Consider the following 21,558-nt stretch of genomic DNA (forward strand, 5'->3'; position numbering starts at 1 on the left):
CCTATATTTTTTGTAAAAATTTCACACGCATTCAAAAGACCTTGTAATTTTACAAGGCCTTTTGTAAACTTCCTTTATTTTGTAGTAAATACATATTATAATACAACCCTTGTTCACTCAGTAATTCTTGATGTGTCCCTCTTTCTACTATCTCTCCATCATGCATAACAAAGATTTGATCTGCATCTTGTATAGTAGATAATCTGTGTGCAATTGCTATCGTCGTCCGTCCTTTTCGCATTTTCTGTAACGCTGTTTGGATCGCATCTTCAGTTTCTGTATCAATATTTGCTGTTGCTTCATCTAATACTAATACTTTCGGATTCGTTGCTATCGTTCTAGCAAAAGCAATTAATTGTCGTTGACCACTAGAAAATGCAGCTCCTCTTTCTACTACTTCCGTTTCATACTGCTCTGGTAATCTTTCAATAAACGTATTCGCTTGCACAAATTGTGCCGCTTCTTTTACTTCTTCATCCGTAATTTCTTCATTATACATACGAATATTTTGTTTTACATTTCCCGCAAATAAAAATGCATCTTGCAATACAAGTCCTATTTTCTTTCTAATTTCTTGTTCTTCAAATTTCTCTAACTCTACACCATCTATTACAATATTTCCGGACTTAATATTGTAAAATCGCATTAACAAATTCATAATGGTACTTTTTCCACTACCAGTGTGTCCAACGAAAGCAACCGTTTGCCCTTGTTTCACGTGAAATGATACATTTTTTAAAACATCACGTTTTCCATCATACGAAAAAGTAACATTTTTAAATTCAATATCTCCATTAATAACTTGAGGATTTCCATCCCCTTTTTGAACTGGCGCTAAATCTTTCTCATCCATTAAGTGAAATACACGTGATGATGAAACAAGTGCCTGTTGGAAAAATGATAATTTCATCATCATCTCATTTACAGGCTGGAAAAAACGATGTATATAGTTAACAAATGCATATAAAACGCCTACTTCAACAGGACTCTTCAAAGCATCCATTCCAAATAAACCAAGTACTAACGCAATAGCTACAATATGAACTAAATCAGTTGCTGGACGTAAAAGCAATGCATCTAACTTTAATGTACGTCGCCCTGCACTATAATGTTTAGTATTCACTTCTTCAAACTCTTTTCTCATACGCTTTTCTTGTCTGAACACTTGAACAATATTCATCCCTTGAATGGACTCGTTTAACTTTGCATTTAACACACTTAATTGATTACGGACTTCTAAATAAAAAGCTGCACTTTTCCGGCGATATAGCACCATAATCGCAAACATTATCGGAATTAATACGAGAGAAAATAGCGCTAATTTCACATTTAATAAAAACATCGCTACTAAAATCCCTACTAAAAATACGATATTTTTAACAAATGTTGATAATACACTGACATAAAAATCTTTAATTGCTTCTGTATCATTCGTTATGCGCGATACGAGCGTACCAATCGGCGTACGATCAAAGAAACTTAATGACAACTTTTGAACATGCTCATATACTTCAACACGCATATCTTGAACAATTTTAAAAGCGATATTTTGAAAATATAATAAGTCTAAATAAGTAAATAATACTTTTAATAAGTGAGCAACAATATACACTACAAATAGAGTAACAAGTGCTGATTGATCAAAGTTACTTGGTACTAAGTGTTCATCAAGAAATTGTTTAATTAAAAAAGGACCCATCATTTCCGTTACAGTTGCACCAACTAGAAATAAAAATGCTAATGCTAACAGTCCTTTATATGGCCTCATATAAGAAAGCAATCTTCTTAAATCGCTCTGTTTTTTCTCAGCCATCATACGCCTCCTTTCTCGACTAATGCTTCTAACTGCTGGCTCTCATACATTTCTTTATACCAACCATGTTCTTTCATTAGTTGTTCATGTGTACCCCGTTGCACAATTCTGCCCTCATCCACAACAAGAATAAGATTGGCATGTTGAATTGCACTTAAGCGATGAGCAGTAATAATCGTTGTTTTCCCTGCTCTTTCCCTCTTTAATGCATTTAAAATCGTTTCTTCTGTTTTTGCGTCTACTGCTGATAAACAATCATCCAAAATTAAAATTTCAGCATCCGTTAATAAAGCACGCGCAATAGAAATCCTCTGTTTTTGGCCTCCAGATAACGAAACGCCTCTTTCTCCTACTACTGTTTCATATCCTTCTGAAAATTGAAGGATGTCATTATGAATACAAGCAATCTCTGCAGCACGGGTAATTTCATTATATGTAGCATCCGCCTTTCCAAAGGCGATATTCTCCCCAATACTTGCTGAAAATAAAAAATGATCTTGCGGCACATATGAAATGGCAGAACGGACACCGTAAAGTGTTACATCGCGAATATCCCGCTCTCCAACTTTTAATTCACCATTAAAATGATCATACTCACGGATTAAACATTTTAATAAAGTCGTTTTCCCTGCACCTGTACGCCCTACAATCCCTAACGTTTCCCCTTTCTTCAAATCAAAGTGAATATCCGTTAAATGTAACAGTTCATTTTTCTTATACGAAAACGACTCGACCGCAAATGAAACATCACCACTCGCTATTGTATGCACAGCATTTTCTCTATTTACTACATCTGATTTTTGAGAGAGAATTGTCTCTACACGGTCATACGAAGCACGTCCACGCTCCATAATATTAAACAGCCATCCAAACGCTAACATTGGCCAGACTAGTGTACCTAAATACGTTGTAAATGTAACAAGGTCACCTACAGTTAATTCACCTCTCACAACTAATACGGATCCGTAACACACTGCAATTAAAAAAGAAAATCCAACGATAAGAGAGATTGTCGGATCAAATAACGAATCAATACGTGCAACTAACATATTTTTATGTACGACATCTTCTGATTTTTTTCGGAACGCTTGTAAATCTTCTTTCTCTTGTCCAAGCGATCGAATTACCTTCATCCCACTCATACTCTCTTGCACTTTATCATTGATTTCCGAAAACGATTGCTGTGCTTTATGAAACCTTTTATGCAATAACGTTCCGTAATAATTTGTTGAAATTGCTACAATCGGCATAGGAATTAAGCTTAACAATGTTAGCTTCCAACTAATTGTAAAGCCCATCGCTACGAGTACACATCCTCCAACAGCTAATGAATCAACAAGTGTTAAAACACCCGCTCCAGCAGTTTGTTGAATTGCTTGAATATCATTGGTCGCGTGTGCCATTAAATCACCTGTGCGATTTGACTGATAGAAAGATGGACTCATCTTTGTAAAATGTTCATACAAATTCTTACGTAATTGGCGAGCTAACTTTAATGAAGATCCGAAAATCATAATACGCCACACGTAACGTAATATGTACATCGTAATACCTACGACTACTAAGAGTACAACCCATTTTAGTAACTTATCAGTCGTTAATGTTCCATCATTAATTTCATCTACAACAATCCCAATTACTTTTGGTGCGACAAGTTCTAAAAGTGCAACGCCAAATAATAAAATAATTCCGGTTATGTACGCTCGTTTTTCTTGTTTAAAAAACCAAGCTAAATTCATAAACACTTTCATATTTTTCCCCCTTCCTTAAAATGAGCGATGTTTTCAGTTTATCAAAAATACAGAATTTTTAAAAGCTTTAAACTCTATAACTAAAAAAAAGAAAAGACACTCTTAGCGAGTGTCTTTTAGCGCTTATTTCATTTGTTGTTTGTTCATCGCGCTCATCATTTGATTGATTTTCTTTTGGGAAGGTTTTTGTCCCATTTGCATCATCATCATTTTTAACATTTGTTCGTTAATTGGTGGATTTTTTTGTAAGTAATTCATCATGTATTTGCGGGCAATGAAAAATCCTAACGCCACGCCTGCTACTAGTGCTACTACGCCCACTAGAATACCTAACCAAATTGGCATATATTTTCCTCCTTCATGTTGTCTACCTTACAGTGTACTAAAACCTTTTCAATAAGACAAGATACAATTCGACATTTTTTACACATATGTTCGTACTTGTTTTAGAGGATTCAACCATCCGTACTTTGTATTTTCATAATCCATAGCTAAAAATGTTAATTCACACTTCCTTAGCACCTCAAAGAAAGTCGTTTCCATAGAGACATTTCCAGAGGTATTCATGCGGATATAGTGTGGTTTCACCATTATTTCGCCATATTCCGCTCCTGTATAAAGTGTATGTGTATGATGTGTTCGATCATATTTACCAAGAACGCGCAAAGCTTGTTCTAATTTATGATGAATTTTCATTACTTGTAATGGCATCGTTATATACATCATTTGTTTATATAACACTTTTTTCTCCGAAAGGGACCCAGATTCTGAAAATCGAGCAAATAAATCAAAAAATAAATATTCACGACCAAAGTAAGCTTTCGCAATATCCTCTTGAATTAAATACAATTCATACGTTTTCATCTTTCGCCTCCCAATCTGGACAACCTTTTCTCTTCATTATATAGAAGAAAATTTGCAATGATTGTCTGACTGCGGAGAGATAAAAAACTTTTTCTGTCGAAAAAACTCATTTACATAGAAAAACCTCTCCATGCCGGAGAGATTTTTCTAAAGTCATTAAAGCATTTCTTTTACTTTACGAACAACGTTCTCTACAGTAAATCCATACTCTTCCATAATCTTCTCACCAGGAGCAGAAGCACCGAATGTATCGATACCTAACACATCTCCTTCAAGACCTACGTAACGGTGCCATCCGAATGTAGCACCCATTTCGATTGCGAAACGTTTTGTTACTGCTTTTGGTAATACAGACTCTTTATACTCAGCTGTTTGAGCTTCAAAGCGATCCATAGATGGCATGCTGACAACAGATGCGTCAACGCCGTCTACCGCTAGAGCTTTTTGTGCTTCAATAGCTAGACTTACTTCAGATCCAGTTGCAAGTAAGATTACATCAGCTGTTTCCTTCTTGCTTGCAGAAACTACATATGCACCTTTTGCTACTTTTTCATACGTATCATCTTTTGCACCTTCTAATGTTGGAAGGTCTTGACGAGTTAATACTAAAGCAGTTGGTTTGTTTGTAGATTCTAGAGCTAGTCTCCAAGCTGCAACAGATTCGTTACCGTCAGCTGGACGAATAACAGATACATTTGGCATTGCACGTAGCGCTGCTAATTGCTCGATTGGTTCATGTGTTGGGCCATCTTCACCAACAGCGATACTGTCGTGTGTGAATACATACGTTACTGGCAATTGCATTAATGCTGCAAGACGAATTGCTGGACGTAAGTAGTCTGAGAATACGAAGAACGTACCACCGTAAGTTTTTAAACCACCATGTAGTGCAATACCGTTCATTGCTGCACCCATCGCGAACTCACGAACACCGTACCAAATGTTTTTACCGCTGTAATCATCTCTTGTAAAGTCTTTTTCGTTATTCATGTATGTTTTGTTAGAACCAGCAAGGTCAGCAGATCCACCAAAGAATGATGGTACAGACTCTGCAATTGCATTAATTACAGCACCTGAAGAATTACGAGTTGCTGCTTTTGATCCTAGTTCATACGTTGGTAAGTTTTTCTCCCAACCTTCTGGAAGTTGTCCATTCATTGCAGCTTGTAGTTCGTTTGCTAATTCTGGGTATGCTTGTGCATATTCACCTAGCATCGTGTTCCACTCTGCTTGTGCAGTTTCACCAACATCTTGTACTGTTTTACGGAAGTTGTCATATACTTCTTCTGCTACATGGAAATCTTGCTCAGCAGTCCAAGCGTATGCTTCTTTCGTTAACTTTGTTTCTTCTACACCAAGTGGAGAACCATGTGAAGCTGATTTTCCTGATTTGTTTGGAGAACCGAAACCAATTGTCGTTCTTACTTCAATTAGCGTTGGGCGTTTTTCGTCAGCTTTCGCTTCTTCGATTGCTTTCGCGATAGCTTCAATATCGTTTCCATCCTCAACACGGATTACTTGCCATCCGTATGCTTTGTAACGATCTTCTACACTCTCAGAGAATGAACGATTTAAATCGCCATCTAATGAAATATCGTTTGAATCGTAAAGCACAACAAGACGACCTAATTGTAAATGAGCAGCTAATGAAGATGCTTCAGCAGAAACGCCTTCCATTAAATCTCCATCACCACAAATAGCGTATGTATAATGATCTACTACATTATACGCATCACGGTTATATTTAGCAGCTAGATGTCTTTCAGCCATTGCCATACCTACAGCAGTTGAAATACCTTGTCCAAGTGGACCAGTAGTTGCGTCTACACCAGGTGTATGACCGTACTCAGGATGTCCTGGAGTTTTGCTTCCCCATTGACGGAAGTTCTTTAAGTCATCCATTGTTACATCATAACCAGATAGGTGAAGTAGGCTGTATAATAACATTGAACCATGACCTGCAGATAATACGAAACGATCACGGTTAAACCACGTTGGGTTATTTGGATTGTGTTTCATAAATTTAGTCCATAATGTATAAGCCATTGGTGCTGCACCCATTGGCATTCCTGGGTGACCAGAGTTTGCTTTTTCAATCGCATCGATGGATAATGTGCGAATCGTGTTGATAGAAAGTTGTTCGATTGAATGTGACATGCTATTCTTCCCTTCGCTTATATTAGTAAACGTTTTATACATTTATATGATAGCTTCCCACGCAAGATTATACAACATGTATCGACAAATATGTTGATGTTTTTTTGATTTTTTATAAAAAAATCAATGATTTCGCGAATGTATGGGTATTCAATATGACATACTTTTTCATTATTTTTATTTTAAAAAGAAAGAGAATTATCTGTATATTTATTCATTAATTTCAAATTCCATAGCCCCAAATATATCTTTCCCCATTTTTCACTCTGCGAAGCAAACGAATAAACGACTGTAAATCTCGGCATCATTTATTTCAATCAAATACATATCTTGCATATTCTCCATCCGTATTATTATCATTTTCCCATTGAAACTCTCCTGTCAATTCGATTATTTCTGCCGTTAAAGAAAACATACTAACTAGCGAACAAAATAACTGTTCTGCTACCACTGCCCCTCGCTGTTCTATTTTCGTAATACCATAATAGTGCATTCCGAACCCTTCTGCTTTTTCGCTGGATAATAGGTCGAGATCCAATGGATAAAATCTAATAGATATACGATCCTCTCATTACTTAATACAACATACTCATCTCTCGTTGCCTCCACTTTATATAAAAAACAAAGTTCAATCCAATCTATATCTTTAAAATCCAATCCTTTTTTCATTCGAAACAAGTACAAACTCCTGTTGTAAAGCCAAAATATCCCCCTGTTATTCCATAATGTCTACACTCATTATTCTTATAGTATAAAAAAGCACCTTTTGTAGGTGCTTTTAAAATAACTTATACAATTTTCTTCCGTATCGAGCTTGAAATAAAGTCAATGATAATAACCATTAAAATGATACCTAATAAAATAATTCCTACACGAGACCAATTGCGTGAACTCAGTGCAAAAATTAGAGGCGTTCCAATCCCACCTGCTCCAATAACACCTAAAATAGCAGCGGATCGTACATTAATTTCGAACCTGTATAACGTATACGATAGAAAATCCGGTAATACTTGTGGTAATACTGCATACCAAAGTATTTGAAAGCGATTCGCGCCTGTTGCTATCAACGCCTCTGTTGGCCCCTTATCTATATTTTCAATTCCTTCTGAATATAATTTCCCTAACATTCCAATAGAGTGTAACCCTAAAGCTAGAACGCCGGCAAAAGAACCTGGTCCAACAGCTTTTATAAATAAAAGGGCCATAACTAATTCAGGAAATGTACGGACAAAACTAAGTACAAATTTCCCAGTTCCCGAAGTTAATTTTCCACTACTCATATTCGTTGCCGCCCAAAAAGCGAATGGAACAGATAAAAAGGCAGAAATAAATGTACCTAATATCGCAATTGCCAACGTATCAATTAAACCATGTACTAAATCTTCACCATCTGGCAAAGATACATACGACCAATCCGGATTCAATACACCTGTCATAATTGCTTTTGTAATCTCTCCCGCCGTATCTTTGATTCCTTCTAACGGTACACCTGAAAAAGCCCATACATATACAAATGTAAGTGCTATTAAAATAATCCAGCGATATATACTCGGTTTTTTCGGTTTTGGCACAATCATCGTCGTTCTACTCATTATAGTTTCTCCCGCAATAATGTACTAATGTAGTCAATTAACAAAACAACAACAAGAGTATAGATAATAATAGATGCAGTTTGTTGATATTGTAAAAATCCAAGTGTACGATCATAATATAATCCGATACCACCTGCTCCTACTAAACCTAAAACAGCTGCTGCACGTACGTTCACCTCAAATGTATAAAGAACATAGGAGACAAAATGTGCTTTCACCTGCGGAATTACCCCATACACAATCCATTGTACTTTATTTGCTCCTACTGCTGTCATCGCTTCTAACGGTCCTGGATCAATTGATTCAATTGACTCATACAACAATTTTGCCACGAACCCAATTGAGAAAAAAGTAAGAGCTAAAATACCTGGAAGTGGTCCTATTCCAAAAATAGCTACGAAAATTGCCGCTAATAATAAATCTGGTATCGTTCGGATAAAATTTAAAATCAATCGAGCTGGACCGTACAAGAATGTACTAGTAAATACATTACTTGCCGCAAATAGTGCCAGTGGAATAGCTAAAATCGCTCCTAAAGTCGTCCCAATAATCGCCATACGTATTGTATCTAACATCGCTGTTGTAATAACTTGAAAATAACTCCAATCAGGCGGCACCATCTCTTTTAACAAATCCATCATATTAGGAAAACCCACTACTAGTTTTGAAAATGATGCGTCGACCTGTACACAACTTCCCCACAACAGCAAAATGACTAGAATAGCCGTTAACATATGTTTCAACTTACCCGGCGGCTTCGGTATCGCTTTCGAATATATCGTCACGTCATTCATTTAACTGCCACCTCTAATAAATCACTTTTCTGCGCAACGTCTCCATAAATTTCAGCAAATTTTTCATCTGTCGCCTCTTCTACTGAACTATCAAAAACAATTTCACCCGCATGTAATCCAATAATGCGAGTCGCATATTGCCTAGCTAAATCAATAGAATGTAAGTTTACAATTGTTGTAATCCCAAAATCTTCATTAATTTTTTTCAAATCATCTAATACTTGCTTTGTTGTGAGCGGATCTAACGATGCAACAGGTTCATCTGCCAATATGATTTTTGCTTCTTGCGCCAACGCTCTAGCAATCGATACACGTTGCTGTTGCCCTCCTGATAATTCATCAGCTCGTGCATATGCTTTTTCTAAAATATTTACTCTTTTTAACGATTGAAAGGCAAGCTCCAAGTCCTCCTTTGGAAATAGACCTAACGTTGTACGCAAAGTCGAATGATACCCAACACGTCCAGCTAACACATTTTTCAATACCGTTGATCGCTTTACAAGGTTAAAACTTTGAAAAATCATACCAATATCCCGGCGCATGCGGCGTAAACTTTTTCCTTTCGCAGCAGTAATAGACTCACCTTCAATCATGATTTCACCTTCTGTAATCTCATGAAGGCGATTTACTGATCTTAAAAGTGTAGACTTTCCAGCACCAGACAGCCCTACCATTACAACAAACTCACCTTTTTGAATGTTCAAGTTTATATGATTCAACCCTTTTGTACCGTTCGGATACACTTTAGAGACATTTCGAAACTCTATCACTCATCTTACCTACCTTCTATGTATTCAAAACTGTAAGCTAACTGAAAACATATCCTTCCAGTTAGCCGCCATTTCCATATGTATTATTGCGTTTTTACTTTCTTTCCATATTCACGAACGATATCAAATTTACTATCATCGGATTTAACATATCCTTCATGTGAATATACTTCTTTAATGATTTTGTGACCTTCCTCATTCTTTCCTATTTCAATGAAAGCATCCTGTAATTTCTTACTCCACTCTGCATCTAAATCAGAGCGTACCGAAATCGTATCGTTTGGAATCTTCTCTGTAAATTTCACTATTTTCGTTTGATCAAATATATTTGGATAATCTTTTTTTACAATATTACGAGCATCTTGGAATACAACAGCTGCATCTACATCACCATTTAAAAGAGCAATAAGCGACTGATCGTGACCTTTTAATGTAACAGGTTTCACATCTTTTAACGGATCAACGCCCTCTTTTAGTAGTACAGCCGCAGGCCATACATATCCCGCTGATGACGTTACATCTTGATAACCAATTTTTTTACCTTTTAAATCTTTACACTATTAATGTTTGAATCTTTCTTAACTACAAACTCAGATTTATAAAAGTCTACTAAATCCTTTGTAGGTGCTCCTGTTTCATCATCTACTCCAAAACGTTGCGCTTGTAAAATTACGTTTGCAGCCTTTTTCTCATGTGCTAGCACATACGCTGTTGGAGGTAAAAAGCCTACATCTACTTGCTTAGATGCCATCGCTTCTACAATTGTATTGTAATTCGTTGAAATACTAACTTTTACCGGAATATTTAATTTATCACTTAATAGCTTCTCAAGTGGTTTAGCCTTCGCCTCTAACGTGTCTGCATTTTGAGAAGGAACAAATTGAACATTTAAAGTCTTCGGTACATACCCTTTTTTCGTATCTTCATTTTTACTTGCGCTTGATTCCTTCGTTCCACAGCCACTTAATAATCCCGCTGCTAGTACAACTGTTGTGCTCATTGCAAAAACTTTTTTAAACATATTAATACCTCCATTTTTATTGTTATAAATTACCTTCCGTGAACATGAAGAAATATATCACACATTTTTATTAATAATTGCTTATTTACAGAATCTTTACACATTCTATACACTCTCATTAAAATTCTCTTCATATATTTGATATGCTTAACTAGTAGATAATAATAGAAAAGGTGAATGATATTGAATCAAAATCAAATTGTAACTTTAAACATCTTATTAACAAGTGATATACATGGTACTGTTTATCCAATTCACTATCAAGATAACTCCAAAGCTGAAATTGGTTTAGCTAAAATTTCTACTCTTATAAAAAAAGAACGTTCCCAAAATAGAAACGTCCTATTAATTGATAATGGTGACTTCATACAAGGAACACCCTTTACTTATCATTACGCTACATATGAAAAAGATAAGAAAAACCCAATGTCATTAATAGCAAACTATTTACGTTATGACGCTGCAGTGATTGGGAATCATGAATTTAATTATGGAATGGATGTATTAAATCATGCTATTTCTACTGCCAACTTCCCGTATTTATCAGCAAATATTTTAGATAAAAACAGCAAAGAATCTTATTTCGGAAAACCATATATAATAAAACAGATTGAATCAAATATAAAAATTGCTATTTTAGGGATAACAACGCATTACATTCCTAATTGGGAACAACCCCATCACATTCAAGATTTACAATTTGAAGATGCATTAGAATCAACAAAAAAGTGGGTTTCTTACATTCACGAGCACGAGAAACCAGATTTATTAGTCGTAGCGTATCATGGAGGATTTGAACGCGATTTACAAACCGGGGTACCGACTGAAGTTTTAACAGGTGAAAACCAAGGATATGCAATGTGCCATGAAATTGAAGGAATAGATATTTTGCTAACAGGCCACCAACACCGAGAAATCGCTGACACCGTAATAAATGGTGTAACAATTTTACAGACCGGATGCAATGGACACTCCGTTGGAAAAATAACAATAACATTTGAAAAAACAGAACAAAAATGGGTGAAAAAAGAGAGTTATTCACAATTATTGCCCGTGCAAGGAATTGCGGCGGACCAACATATTCTTTCCTTAGTTGCCGATTATGAAGAGAAAACACAAAATTGGCTCGATCAACCTATTGGATTCATCTATGGGGACATGCAAATTTCAGACGCTATGCAAACTCGTTTGCAAGACCATCCTTTTATTGAATTCATAAATAAAATACAGATGGATATAGCTAATGTATCAATTTCTTGTACAAGCTTGTTTCATAATACATCTCCAGGTTTCCCGGAACATGTAACAATGCGTGACATCGTTTCTAATTATATTTATCCAAATACATTACAAGTAATTAGAATAACTGGAGCGGATATAAAAGATGCCCTAGAACTCTCAGCTTCTTATTTCACATTACATGCAGATGGATCCATCATCGTAAACCCTACCTTCCTAGAACCAAAGCCGCAACACTATAATTACGATATGTGGGAAGGGATTTCGTACGTATTAAACATTTCCAAACCTATTGGCGAAAGGGTCAAATCTTTACAATACAAAGGCGCTCCGCTTAATATGGATGAAGAATATGACGTCGTTATGAATAATTATCGCGCAAGCGGCGGAGGAAACTTCTTTATGTTCCAAAATAAGCCCGTAATAAAAGACATACCAACAGATATGTCTGAACTGATCGCTAATTATATTTTGAAAAATAAAAAGATAGAAGCAACGGTTAATAACAACTGGAAAGTTATTAAATAACGAATATAATAAATAAAAAAGATGGGCTTCGCCCATCTTTTAGTTTAATTTTGCATTATCTTGCTTTTTTAAAGCTTTTAATTTCGCCGGTGTAACGTCAGTACCTTGTTCATTAACGACTTTAATTCCCTTAAGTTCGTTTAACATATTTTGACGAAATCCTTTTAAATATTGTTCACGTAGCGATTGACGCTCACGTTGTTCTTCTTCAGTTAAACCTTCAGCTTTTGCTTTTTTCGCTAAGAAGTTAATGCGTTCAACGAGTTCGTGACTAAGCATCTCGAATCCCCCTTCTAATCAAAACTGATTATTATCATACAATAGTTACTCTTCTTTATCAAGCAATTGCTTTGTATACTCTACATATCTACGATGTACAGTCGCTTTTGAAACATTATGACCAAAGCCGCGAAGCGTTGCCGCAATTTCTTCGAAAGTAAGTTCACTCTTACGCAAACGTACAATTTCCTCAATCGGCACTTCTTTCTTCTCTCGTCCTACGCTTAAATGACGGTTCTTTAAATTATTTTCTGGACGATAGCCTTTTTCTACTGCTCGTTGCATACCACGTTTAATTTTTAAGTTATGAATCTTTCTTTGATACTCTTCAACAATACCAATAATATCTAATACCATCGAATCAGAATCCGACAATTGTAATTCTCCATTATGCGTATGCGTGTATACTTTTATTCCCTCTTTATGTAAACAGTGCATTAGTGCAATCTTTGCATTTCCCCTACCAAGGCGCGTTTCATCTTGTATAAGTAGTACATCAATTTGTTCGTCTCTAATTGTATCTAGCACTTCTAATATGCCATCACGCTCAATTGTATAGCCACTAGCCTGCTCTTCAATCACCTTAGTAACATTCATTTGATAGCGCTCTGCTAAATGCAATAATTCATCTTTTTGACGTAATAATGACGTTTCTTGTGCTTCTTTTGTTGTACTCACACGCGCATAAATAATTGCATTCATTATGAACCCCTCTTTCTCACTATTATTTCCCTCCAGTTTAACATAAATTCGCCTTTTGTTCGAACTTATGTTTGTAGAATGTTTTTTCGCATGTTATACTTATTAATAAGAAAAATGAAAGAAAACGAGGTGTTAGAAAACATGGAAAAGTTAACGAAACGCCAGCAAGACATTCTCGACTTTATTAAGCTAAAAGTACAAGAAAAAGGATATCCACCTTCCGTACGTGAAATCGGTCAAGCAGTCGGCCTCGCTTCTAGTTCTACAGTGCACGGACATTTATCAAGATTAGAAGAAAAAGGATACATTCGACGCGATCCAACAAAACCACGTGCAATTGAAATTTTAGGTGACGATCGAATGGATACAGAAACACAATCTGTTATTCAAGTTCCAATTGTCGGAAAAGTTACTGCTGGATTACCGATTACAGCAGTTGAAAGTGTAGAAGACCACTTCCCACTTCCAGCTAGCATTGTTGCTGGAGCAGACCAAGTGTTCATGTTACGTATTTCTGGAGATAGTATGATTGAAGCTGGTATTTTCGATGGAGATTTAGTTGTTGTTCGCCAACAACAGTCTGCATATAATGGTGAAATTGTAGTTGCTTTAACAGAAGATAACGAAGCAACTGTTAAACGTTTCTATAAAGAAAAAGACCATTTCCGTCTACAACCGGAAAACTCTTCATTAGAACCTATCATTTTAAAACAAGTGTCAGTTATCGGTAAAGTAATTGGCGTATATCGTGATTTACATTAAACATAATAAAAGAAGATAATTACCTTATTTACATACGGTAATTATCTTCTTTTTTGTATTTTGATAGATTTTCATACATTCTATTTCTTATGAACGCGTTTTAATCGTCACATCGCCAGCTGCTGTTTTACCACTAATCTTTTTACTACCATTTCCAATTTTTACATTTTTATTTTCTTCATTAAAAATTGTTACATCTCCGGCAGCACTTTGCCCAGTAATTACCGCATCTTGTGGTTTTTCTAATAAAGTAATATCTACATCTCCAGCAGTTGAGCTTGCCTCTACATCATATTTAGGATCATGATCCATAAAATGCACTTCTCCACTAGCCGTTTTCGCAGTTACTTTTCCTATTACCTTTTTAAAGCTCAGCTCTCCAGCTTTTGAAGATCCTTCCACACTTTTTGCCGTGACATGTTTCAAATCTACTTCTCCAGCGAGGGTCCCAACAGTTACATGATCACTGTTTACATCACTCATTTCTATTTGTCCAGCGGATGAATTTACTTTTATCTCTTTGTAAGAACGTTCTGGTACAAATATAGTCACTGTTGACGTTTGAAACCTAAAATCGTAAAAAGAAAAATCAAATGAGGCACCTTTTTCTCTTTCCCCAATAACTTTTAATGTGTCACCATCTTCTGCGATACGAATCTCTTGTTTACGTACATCTCCTGATTGCTTGATATAAAAAGAAGAGTCAGGAGATTTTTGGACAATAATATCCCCGGCATCTAACTTAACTTCTATATTTTTTAATGTTTCGTTTTTAATTACATTTTCTTTATCGCCTTTTTCCGCAGTTTGTACTGCTTTTTCATATGTTTGTGAAATCCCTATAACTCCAATAATAATACAAGCGATTGCTACTAACAATATTTTTTTCATCATCTACTCCCCTTTTATCATTTTGAAGTTCCATATGACATAACGTACACATAACCTTTTAAACCACTTCGTACTATAATAAGCGACAATACATAACAACAAACCTATCCCAACAAACGTTATACTAACGAATACATCCAACCATATAAAAGTACCCATAAATATTTTCGCAATAACGAAAAATGGCGTCACTACACTAGCAATCCCACCGACCCAAAAGGAAAATATAAAAGCAATAATTGCAAATAACGGGCCTAACACAATTATAAAATTAAACAAACTAAGTCCAATTGCTGCCATGACAGCTCTTGTCACATTTGAAGTTGATGGATCTTTTTTCATCTCATCAAATCGATACATCGCAAGTAAGTCTTTCGCAATTATTTTCGGAGAGCCAAGGCCCTTTATTATTTCTGACTCAGTTTTTCCCTCTTCTTTCCCAAACTGAAAATGCTCTTCATAATCTAATAAAATATCTTTCCTTTCTTCTTCCGGTAACTTTCTAAGATAACTTGATAATTCTTTAAGAAACTGTTCTTTACTCATCCCATTCCACCCCTTCAATAATTTCTTGTACACCTTTTGCAAAATCACGCCACTCCGTTACTAACAAATTCAGTTGCGTTTCCCCTTGCTCAGTTAGTTGATAATATTTACGAGGTGGCCCCTCCGTAGATTCTTTCAAATACGTTTGAAAATATCCTTCTTTTGTTAAACGACGTAACAAAGGATACACTGACCCTTCCGATATTAAAAATTTATTTGAGATTTGCTGAACAAGTTCATAACCGTAACAATCTTTACGTTTCACAAGTGCCAGTACACACAGTTCTAACACACCTTTTTTAAACTGAACGTTCAAGGTCAATCCCCCTTTCTCATTTCAGTACTGTTCAATACACGGTACTTAATTATCCATAATATACCACTTAGTATTATTTATTGCAAGGTACTGTATTTTTCAATACTTAATTTCCGAATCAAATACATCCTCACCATAGTTCAATTTGCACATTTTCATTCATAGCTAGCATGCATTTTTAATAATCCACAATGATTTTTTTCGGGCGTTTTGTGGGCACCTATTCAATTCATTTCACAAGCCTCTATATTTTCAGACAAATAAAAAAGCCCTGATACCGTAGTATCAAGGCTTTTCCCTCTCTTAGTATAGAGACATATATTGATCGCGTTCCCATTGGTGAACTTGCGTTCTAAAGATATCCCACTCAATTTCTTTCGCTTCGATGAAGTGCTCAAGTAAGTGATCTCCTAATGCGTTACTAATTACTTCGTTAGATTGTAATGTAACTAAAGCTTGCGCTAATGTTGCTGGTAAGTCAACGATACCTGCTTCTTCGCGCTCTTCTTTTGTCATTACGTAGATGTTACGGTCTACTGCAGCTGGTGGAGTTAATTTGTTTTTAATTCCGTCAAGACCTGCAGCTAATAATGTAGCCATTACTAAATATGGGTTTGCAGCTGGGTCAACACTACGTACTTCTACGCGTGTACTAATACCACGAGATGCAGGGATACGTACTAATGGGCTACGGTTTTGTGCAGACCATGCTACGTAACAAGGAGCTTCGTATCCAGGTACTAAACGCTTGTAAGAGTTTACAGTTGGGTTTGCTACCGCTGTAAATGCTGGTGCGTGTTTTAAAATACCTGCGATGAAGTGACGAGCATCATCACTTAATTGTAAGTCACCGTTTTGATCGAAGAATACGTTCTCACCATTTTTGAATAGCGATAAGTTACAGTGCATACCTGAACCGTTCACACCGTATAATGGTTTTGGCATAAATGTTGCGTGTAAACCGTGTTTACGAGCAATTGTTTTTACAACAAGTTTGAATGTTTGAATGTCATCACATGAGCGAATTGCATTTGCATATTTAAAATCAATTTCGTGCTGCCCTGGAGCAACTTCATGGTGAGACGCTTCAATTTCAAAGCCCATTTCTTCAAGTTCAAGAACGATATCACGACGACAGTTTTCCCCTAGATCCATCGGCGCAAGGTCGAAGTATCCACCGTTATCGTTTAATTCTAATGTCGGATTTCCTTTTTCATCTACTTTGAATAGGAAGAATTCTGGCTCTGGTCCAAGATTGAAATCTGAGAATCCTAAAGCTTCCATTTCTTTTAATACACGTTTTAAGTTGTTACGTGGATCTCCTTCAAATGGAGTACCATCTGCATTGTAAATATCACAGATTAATCGAGCTACTTTACCTTTTTCAGCTGTCCAAGGGAAGATAACCCAAGTATCTAAATCTGGATATAAGTACATATCAGATTCTTCAATACGTACGAAACCTTCAATAGAAGATCCATCAAACATCATTTTGTTATCAAGAGCTTTTGTTAATTGGCTCACTGGAATTTCTACGTTTTTAATTACTCCTAAAAGATCCGTAAATTGTAAGCGGATATACTTTACATTCTCTTCTTTCGCCAAACGGAAAATATCTTCTTTTGTGTACCTAGCCATTATAAATTCCTCCTTAGTCCCTCTAAACACCTTCAGAATCAGCTATCTTTAATGAAAAAACCTTGAAATGTCACCTTGTCGCAATGAAGTTCGATTAAATCTACCTGTATGTTGTAGTTCGTCTCGAAGTATTTTGCGAAGCTCAGTTTTTGAAATTTCTTTCGTTTCTTCTTTTACTTTCACTGCTTCTGTTTGATTTTCTTTCATTAGTAACACTTGTTTAATACCAGCCATATTCAAGCCTTGATCTAATAAATCTTTAATCTCTAACAACTTATCTACATCGTTAAATGAAAATAATCTACGATTCCCCTTTGTACGGGTTGGAGAAACAAGATTATGCTCTTCATAGTAGCGAATTTGACGTGCAGATAATTGTGTTAAATCCATAACAATACTAATAGGAAACAGCGGAGCAGAACGTCTATCTTCTTTCATTGTTTCAGTTCCTCCTTCGCCTTAACTGCTTCTCATTTTATACCATGTTATGTTTAGTGTCAATAGATGTTAGCTTTTCTTACATGATTTTTTTAAAAATTTTTTTCATTCTTTTTTCTAATGAAATAAATCATTACTTTCATACGAAAAAAGCTGTCGAAATCGACAGCTTCCCTTTAAGAAATTGTTAGTAATTCTTTTTCAATTAATGAATCAATTGCAGAACAAATCGCAATTTTCACATGTGAATAAGTTAATCCACCTTGCACGTAAGCAACATACGGCGGACGAATTGGACCATCCGCAGACAATTCAATACTTGCACCTTGAATAAACGTTCCCGCAGCCATAATTACATCATCTTCATACCCCGGCATATAGTTAGCATATGGAGTGAAGTGAGAATTAATCGGAGATGCATGTTGAATCGCTTGGCAGAATGCAATCATGCGATCTTTATCATCAAATTGAACAGACTGAATTAAATCTGTTCTTGGTGCATTCCATGCTGGTGATGTATTCATTCCTAACTTTTCTAAAAATGCAGCTGTAAAAATCGCACCTTTTAGCGCTTGTCCTGCTACATGCGGCGCTAAGAAGAAACCTTGATACATTTCTTGTAGACTGTATAAAGATGCCCCTGCTTCCGCACCGATTCCCGGAGATGTTAAACGATATGCACACGCTTCAACATACTGTTCTTTACCAACAATGTAACCACCAGTTTTAACAATTCCACCACCTGGGTTTTTAATAAGCGAACCTGCCATTAAATCTGCACCAACATGACATGGCTCTTGCTCTTCAATAAACTCGCCATAACAGTTATCTACAAATACAATAACATCTGGTTTAATTTCTTTAACGAATGCTATCATCTCTTGAATTTGAGAAATAGTAAATGACGGACGAGTAGCATAACCTTTTGAGCGCTGTATACCAATCATCTTCGTATTACTATGAATAGCAGCTGCAACAGCTTCAAAATCAACAAGCCCCTCTTCAGTAAGCGGAACTGCATTATAGCCAATATTATATTCTTTAAATGAACCTACGCCTTTTCCGCGTACACCAACGATTTCTTCTAACGTATCATACGGCTTGCCAGTTATGTACAATAACTCATCTCCTGGACGTAAAATACCGAATAACGCCGTAGAAATAGCGTGTGTACCTGAAATAATTTGCGGACGAACAAGGCCAGCTTCCGCTCCAAATACATCTGCATACACTTTTTCTAACGTATCACGGCCAATATCATCATAACCGTAACCTGTCGTCGGAATAAAATGCGAATCGCTAATTTTATGTTTACGAAAACTTTCTAATACACGAAACTGATTACTTTCAATTACTTCATCCGCACGTTTATGTACTTCTGTAATTTGGTTCTCTACTTCTTTTACGATTGGAGCAATTTTTTCTCCATTTTTCAAACGATCAAACATTTTTATTTTCTCCTTCTTCCACTAAAAATCTCTTTAATTGCACATTAAGCGATGAATGAGCAAAAATATACCCTTCACAATCATATACAAATTTATCTTCCAAAAACTCCATCTTTGTTAATAGGGTCTCTGTCTTTAATAGCGTTAACAACTTACCTTCACTCGGAGGAATCTCCACTTGATAACGATTCATTTCTTCCTTCATTTTCGTTTCTATCGCTTCTTTTATATGTAATAGATCTTTTTCTTCAAAAGCACTAGTCATTAAGAAGTCACTTTTCGGAAACGGAATAAAGTTTTGATGTAGTTCATCTTTTTTATTATATAACGTAATAATAGGAATATGATTAATTTCAAGCTCTGACAATAATTGTTTTACTGTTTTCTCATGCCCTACATAATTAGGATCTGCAGAATCAACAACATGTAAGATAACATCCGCTTCACCCGCTTCTTCTAATGTGGAACGAAAAGCAGCAATTAACGACGTAGGTAAATCCTGTATAAAACCAACCGTATCAGTTAGTAATACTGTATAACCAGAGGGTAACGGCATCTTCCTTGTTGTCGGGTCTAGCGTTGCAAACAACAAGTTTTCTTCAAATGTATCAGCTTCCGTTAATCTATTAAACAGTGTAGATTTTCCCGCATTTGTATATCCTATTAATGAAACTTGAAATACCTTATTATCTTTTCTTCTCTCACGATATCTTTTTCGATGTTCCACAACAACCGCAAGTTGTTTCTTTATTTCATCAATGCGTGATCGAATATGACGACGATCCGTCTCAAGTTTCGTCTCGCCCGGTCCTCTCGTTCCAATACCACCACCAAGACGCGATAAAGACAATCCTTGCCCCATAAGACGCGGCATTGTATATTGCAACTGAGCTAATTCTACTTGAAGCTTACCTTCTCTCGACTTCGCACGTTGCGCAAAAATATCTAATATGAGTTGTGTTCGATCAATTACCCTCGCATCTAACACTGAGGATAAATTCCGAATTTGACTCGGTGTTAATTCGTTATTAAATACGATAACATCCGGTTCTAATTCTTCAGTTAATATTGTAAGCTCTTCTAATTTACCTTTACCTATATAAGTCGCCGGATGAAACTTCGGTCGTTTTTGCGTTGTAGACACTAACAATTCTGCTCGTGCAGTCTTCGCTAGCGATGCAAGCTCTTTCATGGAATGCATAAACTTTTCATCATCATCTTGCGGCAATTGACAGCCCACTAATATGACTTTTTCTTTTTCTTCCATCAAATATGTTCACTCATCCTTTTCGAAATTTAAACCTTCTAATATAATAGCAGAGGAAGCACATTTCATCTAGTTAGCGGGGGAGAAAATTCATGGCATGGGAGATTTTTAGCATCATAGGCACAATCGCTTTCGCATTAAGCGGAGCCATTGTTGCAATGGAAGAGGATTATGATATTTTCGGGGTGTATATTTTAGGAATGGCAACCGCATTTGGGGGAGGTGCCCTTCGTAATTTATTAATCGGTTATCCGATTGTCGCGTTTTGGCAACAAGACATGTTATTCCAAATCGCACTTTTATCAATGACAATTATTTTTCTTTTTCCAAATAAATTAATTAGACACTGGAAAAAGTGGGAAAATATCACTGATGCTATTGGCTTATCAGCATTTGCCGTACAAGGGGCATTATACGCACAAAAATTAAATTTACCAATTAGCGCTACAATCGTAGCAGCTGTTTTAACTGGTATTGGCGGCGGTATTATCCGCGATCTTTTAGCCCGTAGAAAACCTCTCGTTCTTCGAGCTGATGTATATGCTTTTTGGACGATTCTGGCAGGTTTCTTAATTGGCGCTCACATTATTGTTAGCGATTGGGCTCTATACACCTTATTCATTTTAATTGTTTGCTTCCGCATGATTTCTATTCATTACAAATGGCATTTACCGCATAGACGCATCGACACAAACGAACGTTCAATGCATAAATAGCAATCCAAGAGGTTGTCCCAAAAGTA

Annotated in this window: 21 protein-coding genes and 1 pseudogene; 3 read left to right on the top strand and 19 right to left on the bottom strand. The window is 36.1% G+C overall.

The genetic code is table 11. The features are described 5' to 3' along the window. Window positions 1–49: 49 nt before the first annotated feature. The 10 genes and pseudogenes from COL05_RS27245 to COL05_RS27290 all read right to left on the bottom strand — a co-directional run bounded on the left by COL05_RS27245 (window position 50) and on the right by COL05_RS27290 (window position 10,762). On the bottom strand, window positions 50–1,813 hold the full coding sequence (locus tag COL05_RS27245) for an ABC transporter ATP-binding protein (RefSeq protein ID WP_098670862.1): 1,764 nt from the start codon (window positions 1,811–1,813) through the stop codon (window positions 50–52). Then, on the bottom strand, window positions 1,813–3,564 hold the full coding sequence (locus tag COL05_RS27250; RefSeq protein WP_098670863.1) for an ABC transporter ATP-binding protein: 1,752 nt from the start codon (window positions 3,562–3,564) through the stop codon (window positions 1,813–1,815). The genes COL05_RS27245 and COL05_RS27250 overlap by 1 nt, the downstream gene beginning before the upstream one ends. Window positions 3,565–3,687: 123 nt before the next feature. Further along, window positions 3,688–3,909 carry a YneF family protein gene (locus tag COL05_RS27255; protein ID WP_001123317.1) on the bottom strand — a complete coding sequence of 74 codons (222 nt, stop codon included), beginning with the start codon at window positions 3,907–3,909 and terminating at the stop codon, window positions 3,688–3,690. A 78-nt stretch (window positions 3,910–3,987) separates the two neighbouring features. Further along, window positions 3,988–4,428, bottom strand: coding sequence for a sporulation inhibitor of replication protein SirA (sirA, locus tag COL05_RS27260; RefSeq protein ID WP_000860645.1), 441 nt, complete (start codon window positions 4,426–4,428; stop codon window positions 3,988–3,990). Window positions 4,429–4,584: 156 nt separating this feature from the next. Continuing rightward, on the bottom strand, window positions 4,585–6,585 hold the full coding sequence (gene tkt, locus COL05_RS27265) for a transketolase (RefSeq protein ID WP_098670864.1): 2,001 nt from the start codon (window positions 6,583–6,585) through the stop codon (window positions 4,585–4,587). Window positions 6,586–6,898: 313 nt separating this feature from the next. Next, window positions 6,899–7,078, bottom strand: a complete 180-nt coding sequence (locus tag COL05_RS32040; protein ID WP_257152604.1) for a hypothetical protein — start codon at window positions 7,076–7,078, stop codon at window positions 6,899–6,901. Between the two features lie 295 nt (window positions 7,079–7,373). Then, window positions 7,374–8,177 carry a phosphonate ABC transporter, permease protein PhnE gene (phnE, locus tag COL05_RS27275; RefSeq protein ID WP_098670865.1) on the bottom strand — a complete coding sequence of 268 codons (804 nt, stop codon included), beginning with the start codon at window positions 8,175–8,177 and terminating at the stop codon, window positions 7,374–7,376. Further along, on the bottom strand, window positions 8,177–8,971 hold the full coding sequence (phnE, locus tag COL05_RS27280) for a phosphonate ABC transporter, permease protein PhnE (RefSeq protein ID WP_098670866.1): 795 nt from the start codon (window positions 8,969–8,971) through the stop codon (window positions 8,177–8,179). The genes phnE (COL05_RS27275) and phnE (COL05_RS27280) overlap by 1 nt, the downstream gene beginning before the upstream one ends. Continuing rightward, the gene (gene phnC, locus COL05_RS27285) at window positions 8,968–9,741 is read right to left on the bottom strand and encodes a phosphonate ABC transporter ATP-binding protein (protein ID WP_098670867.1); all 774 of its coding nucleotides are present in this window, start codon (window positions 9,739–9,741) and stop codon (window positions 8,968–8,970) included. The genes phnE (COL05_RS27280) and phnC overlap by 4 nt, the downstream gene beginning before the upstream one ends. Window positions 9,742–9,824: 83 nt before the next feature. Then, window positions 9,825–10,762: pseudogene (locus tag COL05_RS27290) on the bottom strand (phosphate/phosphite/phosphonate ABC transporter substrate-binding protein). A 183-nt stretch (window positions 10,763–10,945) separates the two neighbouring features. Between COL05_RS27290 and COL05_RS27295 the strand changes: the two are divergent. Next, window positions 10,946–12,529 carry a bifunctional metallophosphatase/5'-nucleotidase gene (locus COL05_RS27295; RefSeq protein ID WP_098670868.1) on the top strand — a complete coding sequence of 528 codons (1,584 nt, stop codon included), beginning with the start codon at window positions 10,946–10,948 and terminating at the stop codon, window positions 12,527–12,529. Between the two features lie 39 nt (window positions 12,530–12,568). Here the strand turns inward: COL05_RS27295 and COL05_RS27300 are convergent, their stop codons facing one another. Beyond that, window positions 12,569–12,808: a DUF896 domain-containing protein gene (locus COL05_RS27300; protein WP_000948565.1), complete on the bottom strand. Its 240-nt coding sequence runs from the start codon at window positions 12,806–12,808 to the stop codon at window positions 12,569–12,571. A gap of 45 nt (window positions 12,809–12,853) precedes the next feature. Continuing rightward, window positions 12,854–13,510, bottom strand: a complete 657-nt coding sequence (locus COL05_RS27305; RefSeq protein WP_000991471.1) for a YneB family resolvase-like protein — start codon at window positions 13,508–13,510, stop codon at window positions 12,854–12,856. Window positions 13,511–13,651: 141 nt separating this feature from the next. Here COL05_RS27305 and lexA point away from each other — a divergent pair, with 141 nt between their 5' ends. Beyond that, window positions 13,652–14,272 carry a transcriptional repressor LexA gene (gene lexA, locus COL05_RS27310; RefSeq protein ID WP_140970889.1) on the top strand — a complete coding sequence of 207 codons (621 nt, stop codon included), beginning with the start codon at window positions 13,652–13,654 and terminating at the stop codon, window positions 14,270–14,272. Between the two features lie 87 nt (window positions 14,273–14,359). On the opposite strand, the gene COL05_RS27315 is transcribed toward lexA, so the two are convergent. The 7 genes from COL05_RS27315 to hflX form a co-directional block, all read right to left on the bottom strand. Further along, window positions 14,360–15,166: a DUF4097 family beta strand repeat-containing protein gene (locus COL05_RS27315; RefSeq protein WP_098670869.1), complete on the bottom strand. Its 807-nt coding sequence runs from the start codon at window positions 15,164–15,166 to the stop codon at window positions 14,360–14,362. Beyond that, window positions 15,167–15,709, bottom strand: a complete 543-nt coding sequence (locus tag COL05_RS27320; protein ID WP_098670870.1) for a DUF1700 domain-containing protein — start codon at window positions 15,707–15,709, stop codon at window positions 15,167–15,169. Then, window positions 15,702–16,025, bottom strand: coding sequence for a PadR family transcriptional regulator (locus tag COL05_RS27325; protein ID WP_001102620.1), 324 nt, complete (start codon window positions 16,023–16,025; stop codon window positions 15,702–15,704). The genes COL05_RS27320 and COL05_RS27325 overlap by 8 nt, the downstream gene beginning before the upstream one ends. 303 nt (window positions 16,026–16,328) lie before the next feature. After that, window positions 16,329–17,663 carry a type I glutamate--ammonia ligase gene (gene glnA / locus COL05_RS27330; protein ID WP_000135328.1) on the bottom strand — a complete coding sequence of 445 codons (1,335 nt, stop codon included), beginning with the start codon at window positions 17,661–17,663 and terminating at the stop codon, window positions 16,329–16,331. A gap of 48 nt (window positions 17,664–17,711) precedes the next feature. Continuing rightward, complete coding sequence (gene glnR / locus COL05_RS27335) at window positions 17,712–18,101, bottom strand: transcriptional repressor GlnR (protein WP_001978453.1); 390 nt, start codon at window positions 18,099–18,101, stop codon at window positions 17,712–17,714. Between the two features lie 176 nt (window positions 18,102–18,277). Then, window positions 18,278–19,549, bottom strand: coding sequence for a methionine gamma-lyase family protein (locus COL05_RS27340; protein WP_098670871.1), 1,272 nt, complete (start codon window positions 19,547–19,549; stop codon window positions 18,278–18,280). Further along, window positions 19,542–20,816: a GTPase HflX gene (hflX, locus tag COL05_RS27345; RefSeq protein WP_142337686.1), complete on the bottom strand. Its 1,275-nt coding sequence runs from the start codon at window positions 20,814–20,816 to the stop codon at window positions 19,542–19,544. Before hflX ends, COL05_RS27340 begins: the two co-directional genes overlap by 8 nt. Window positions 20,817–20,908: 92 nt before the next feature. Here hflX and COL05_RS27350 point away from each other — a divergent pair, with 92 nt between their 5' ends. After that, window positions 20,909–21,532: a trimeric intracellular cation channel family protein gene (locus tag COL05_RS27350; RefSeq protein ID WP_061658078.1), complete on the top strand. Its 624-nt coding sequence runs from the start codon at window positions 20,909–20,911 to the stop codon at window positions 21,530–21,532. Window positions 21,533–21,558: the final 26 nt, after the last annotated feature.

This window comes from Bacillus sp. AFS059628, assembly GCF_002571225.1.
In the GTDB taxonomy this organism is placed as follows: domain Bacteria; phylum Bacillota; class Bacilli; order Bacillales; family Bacillaceae_G; genus Bacillus_A.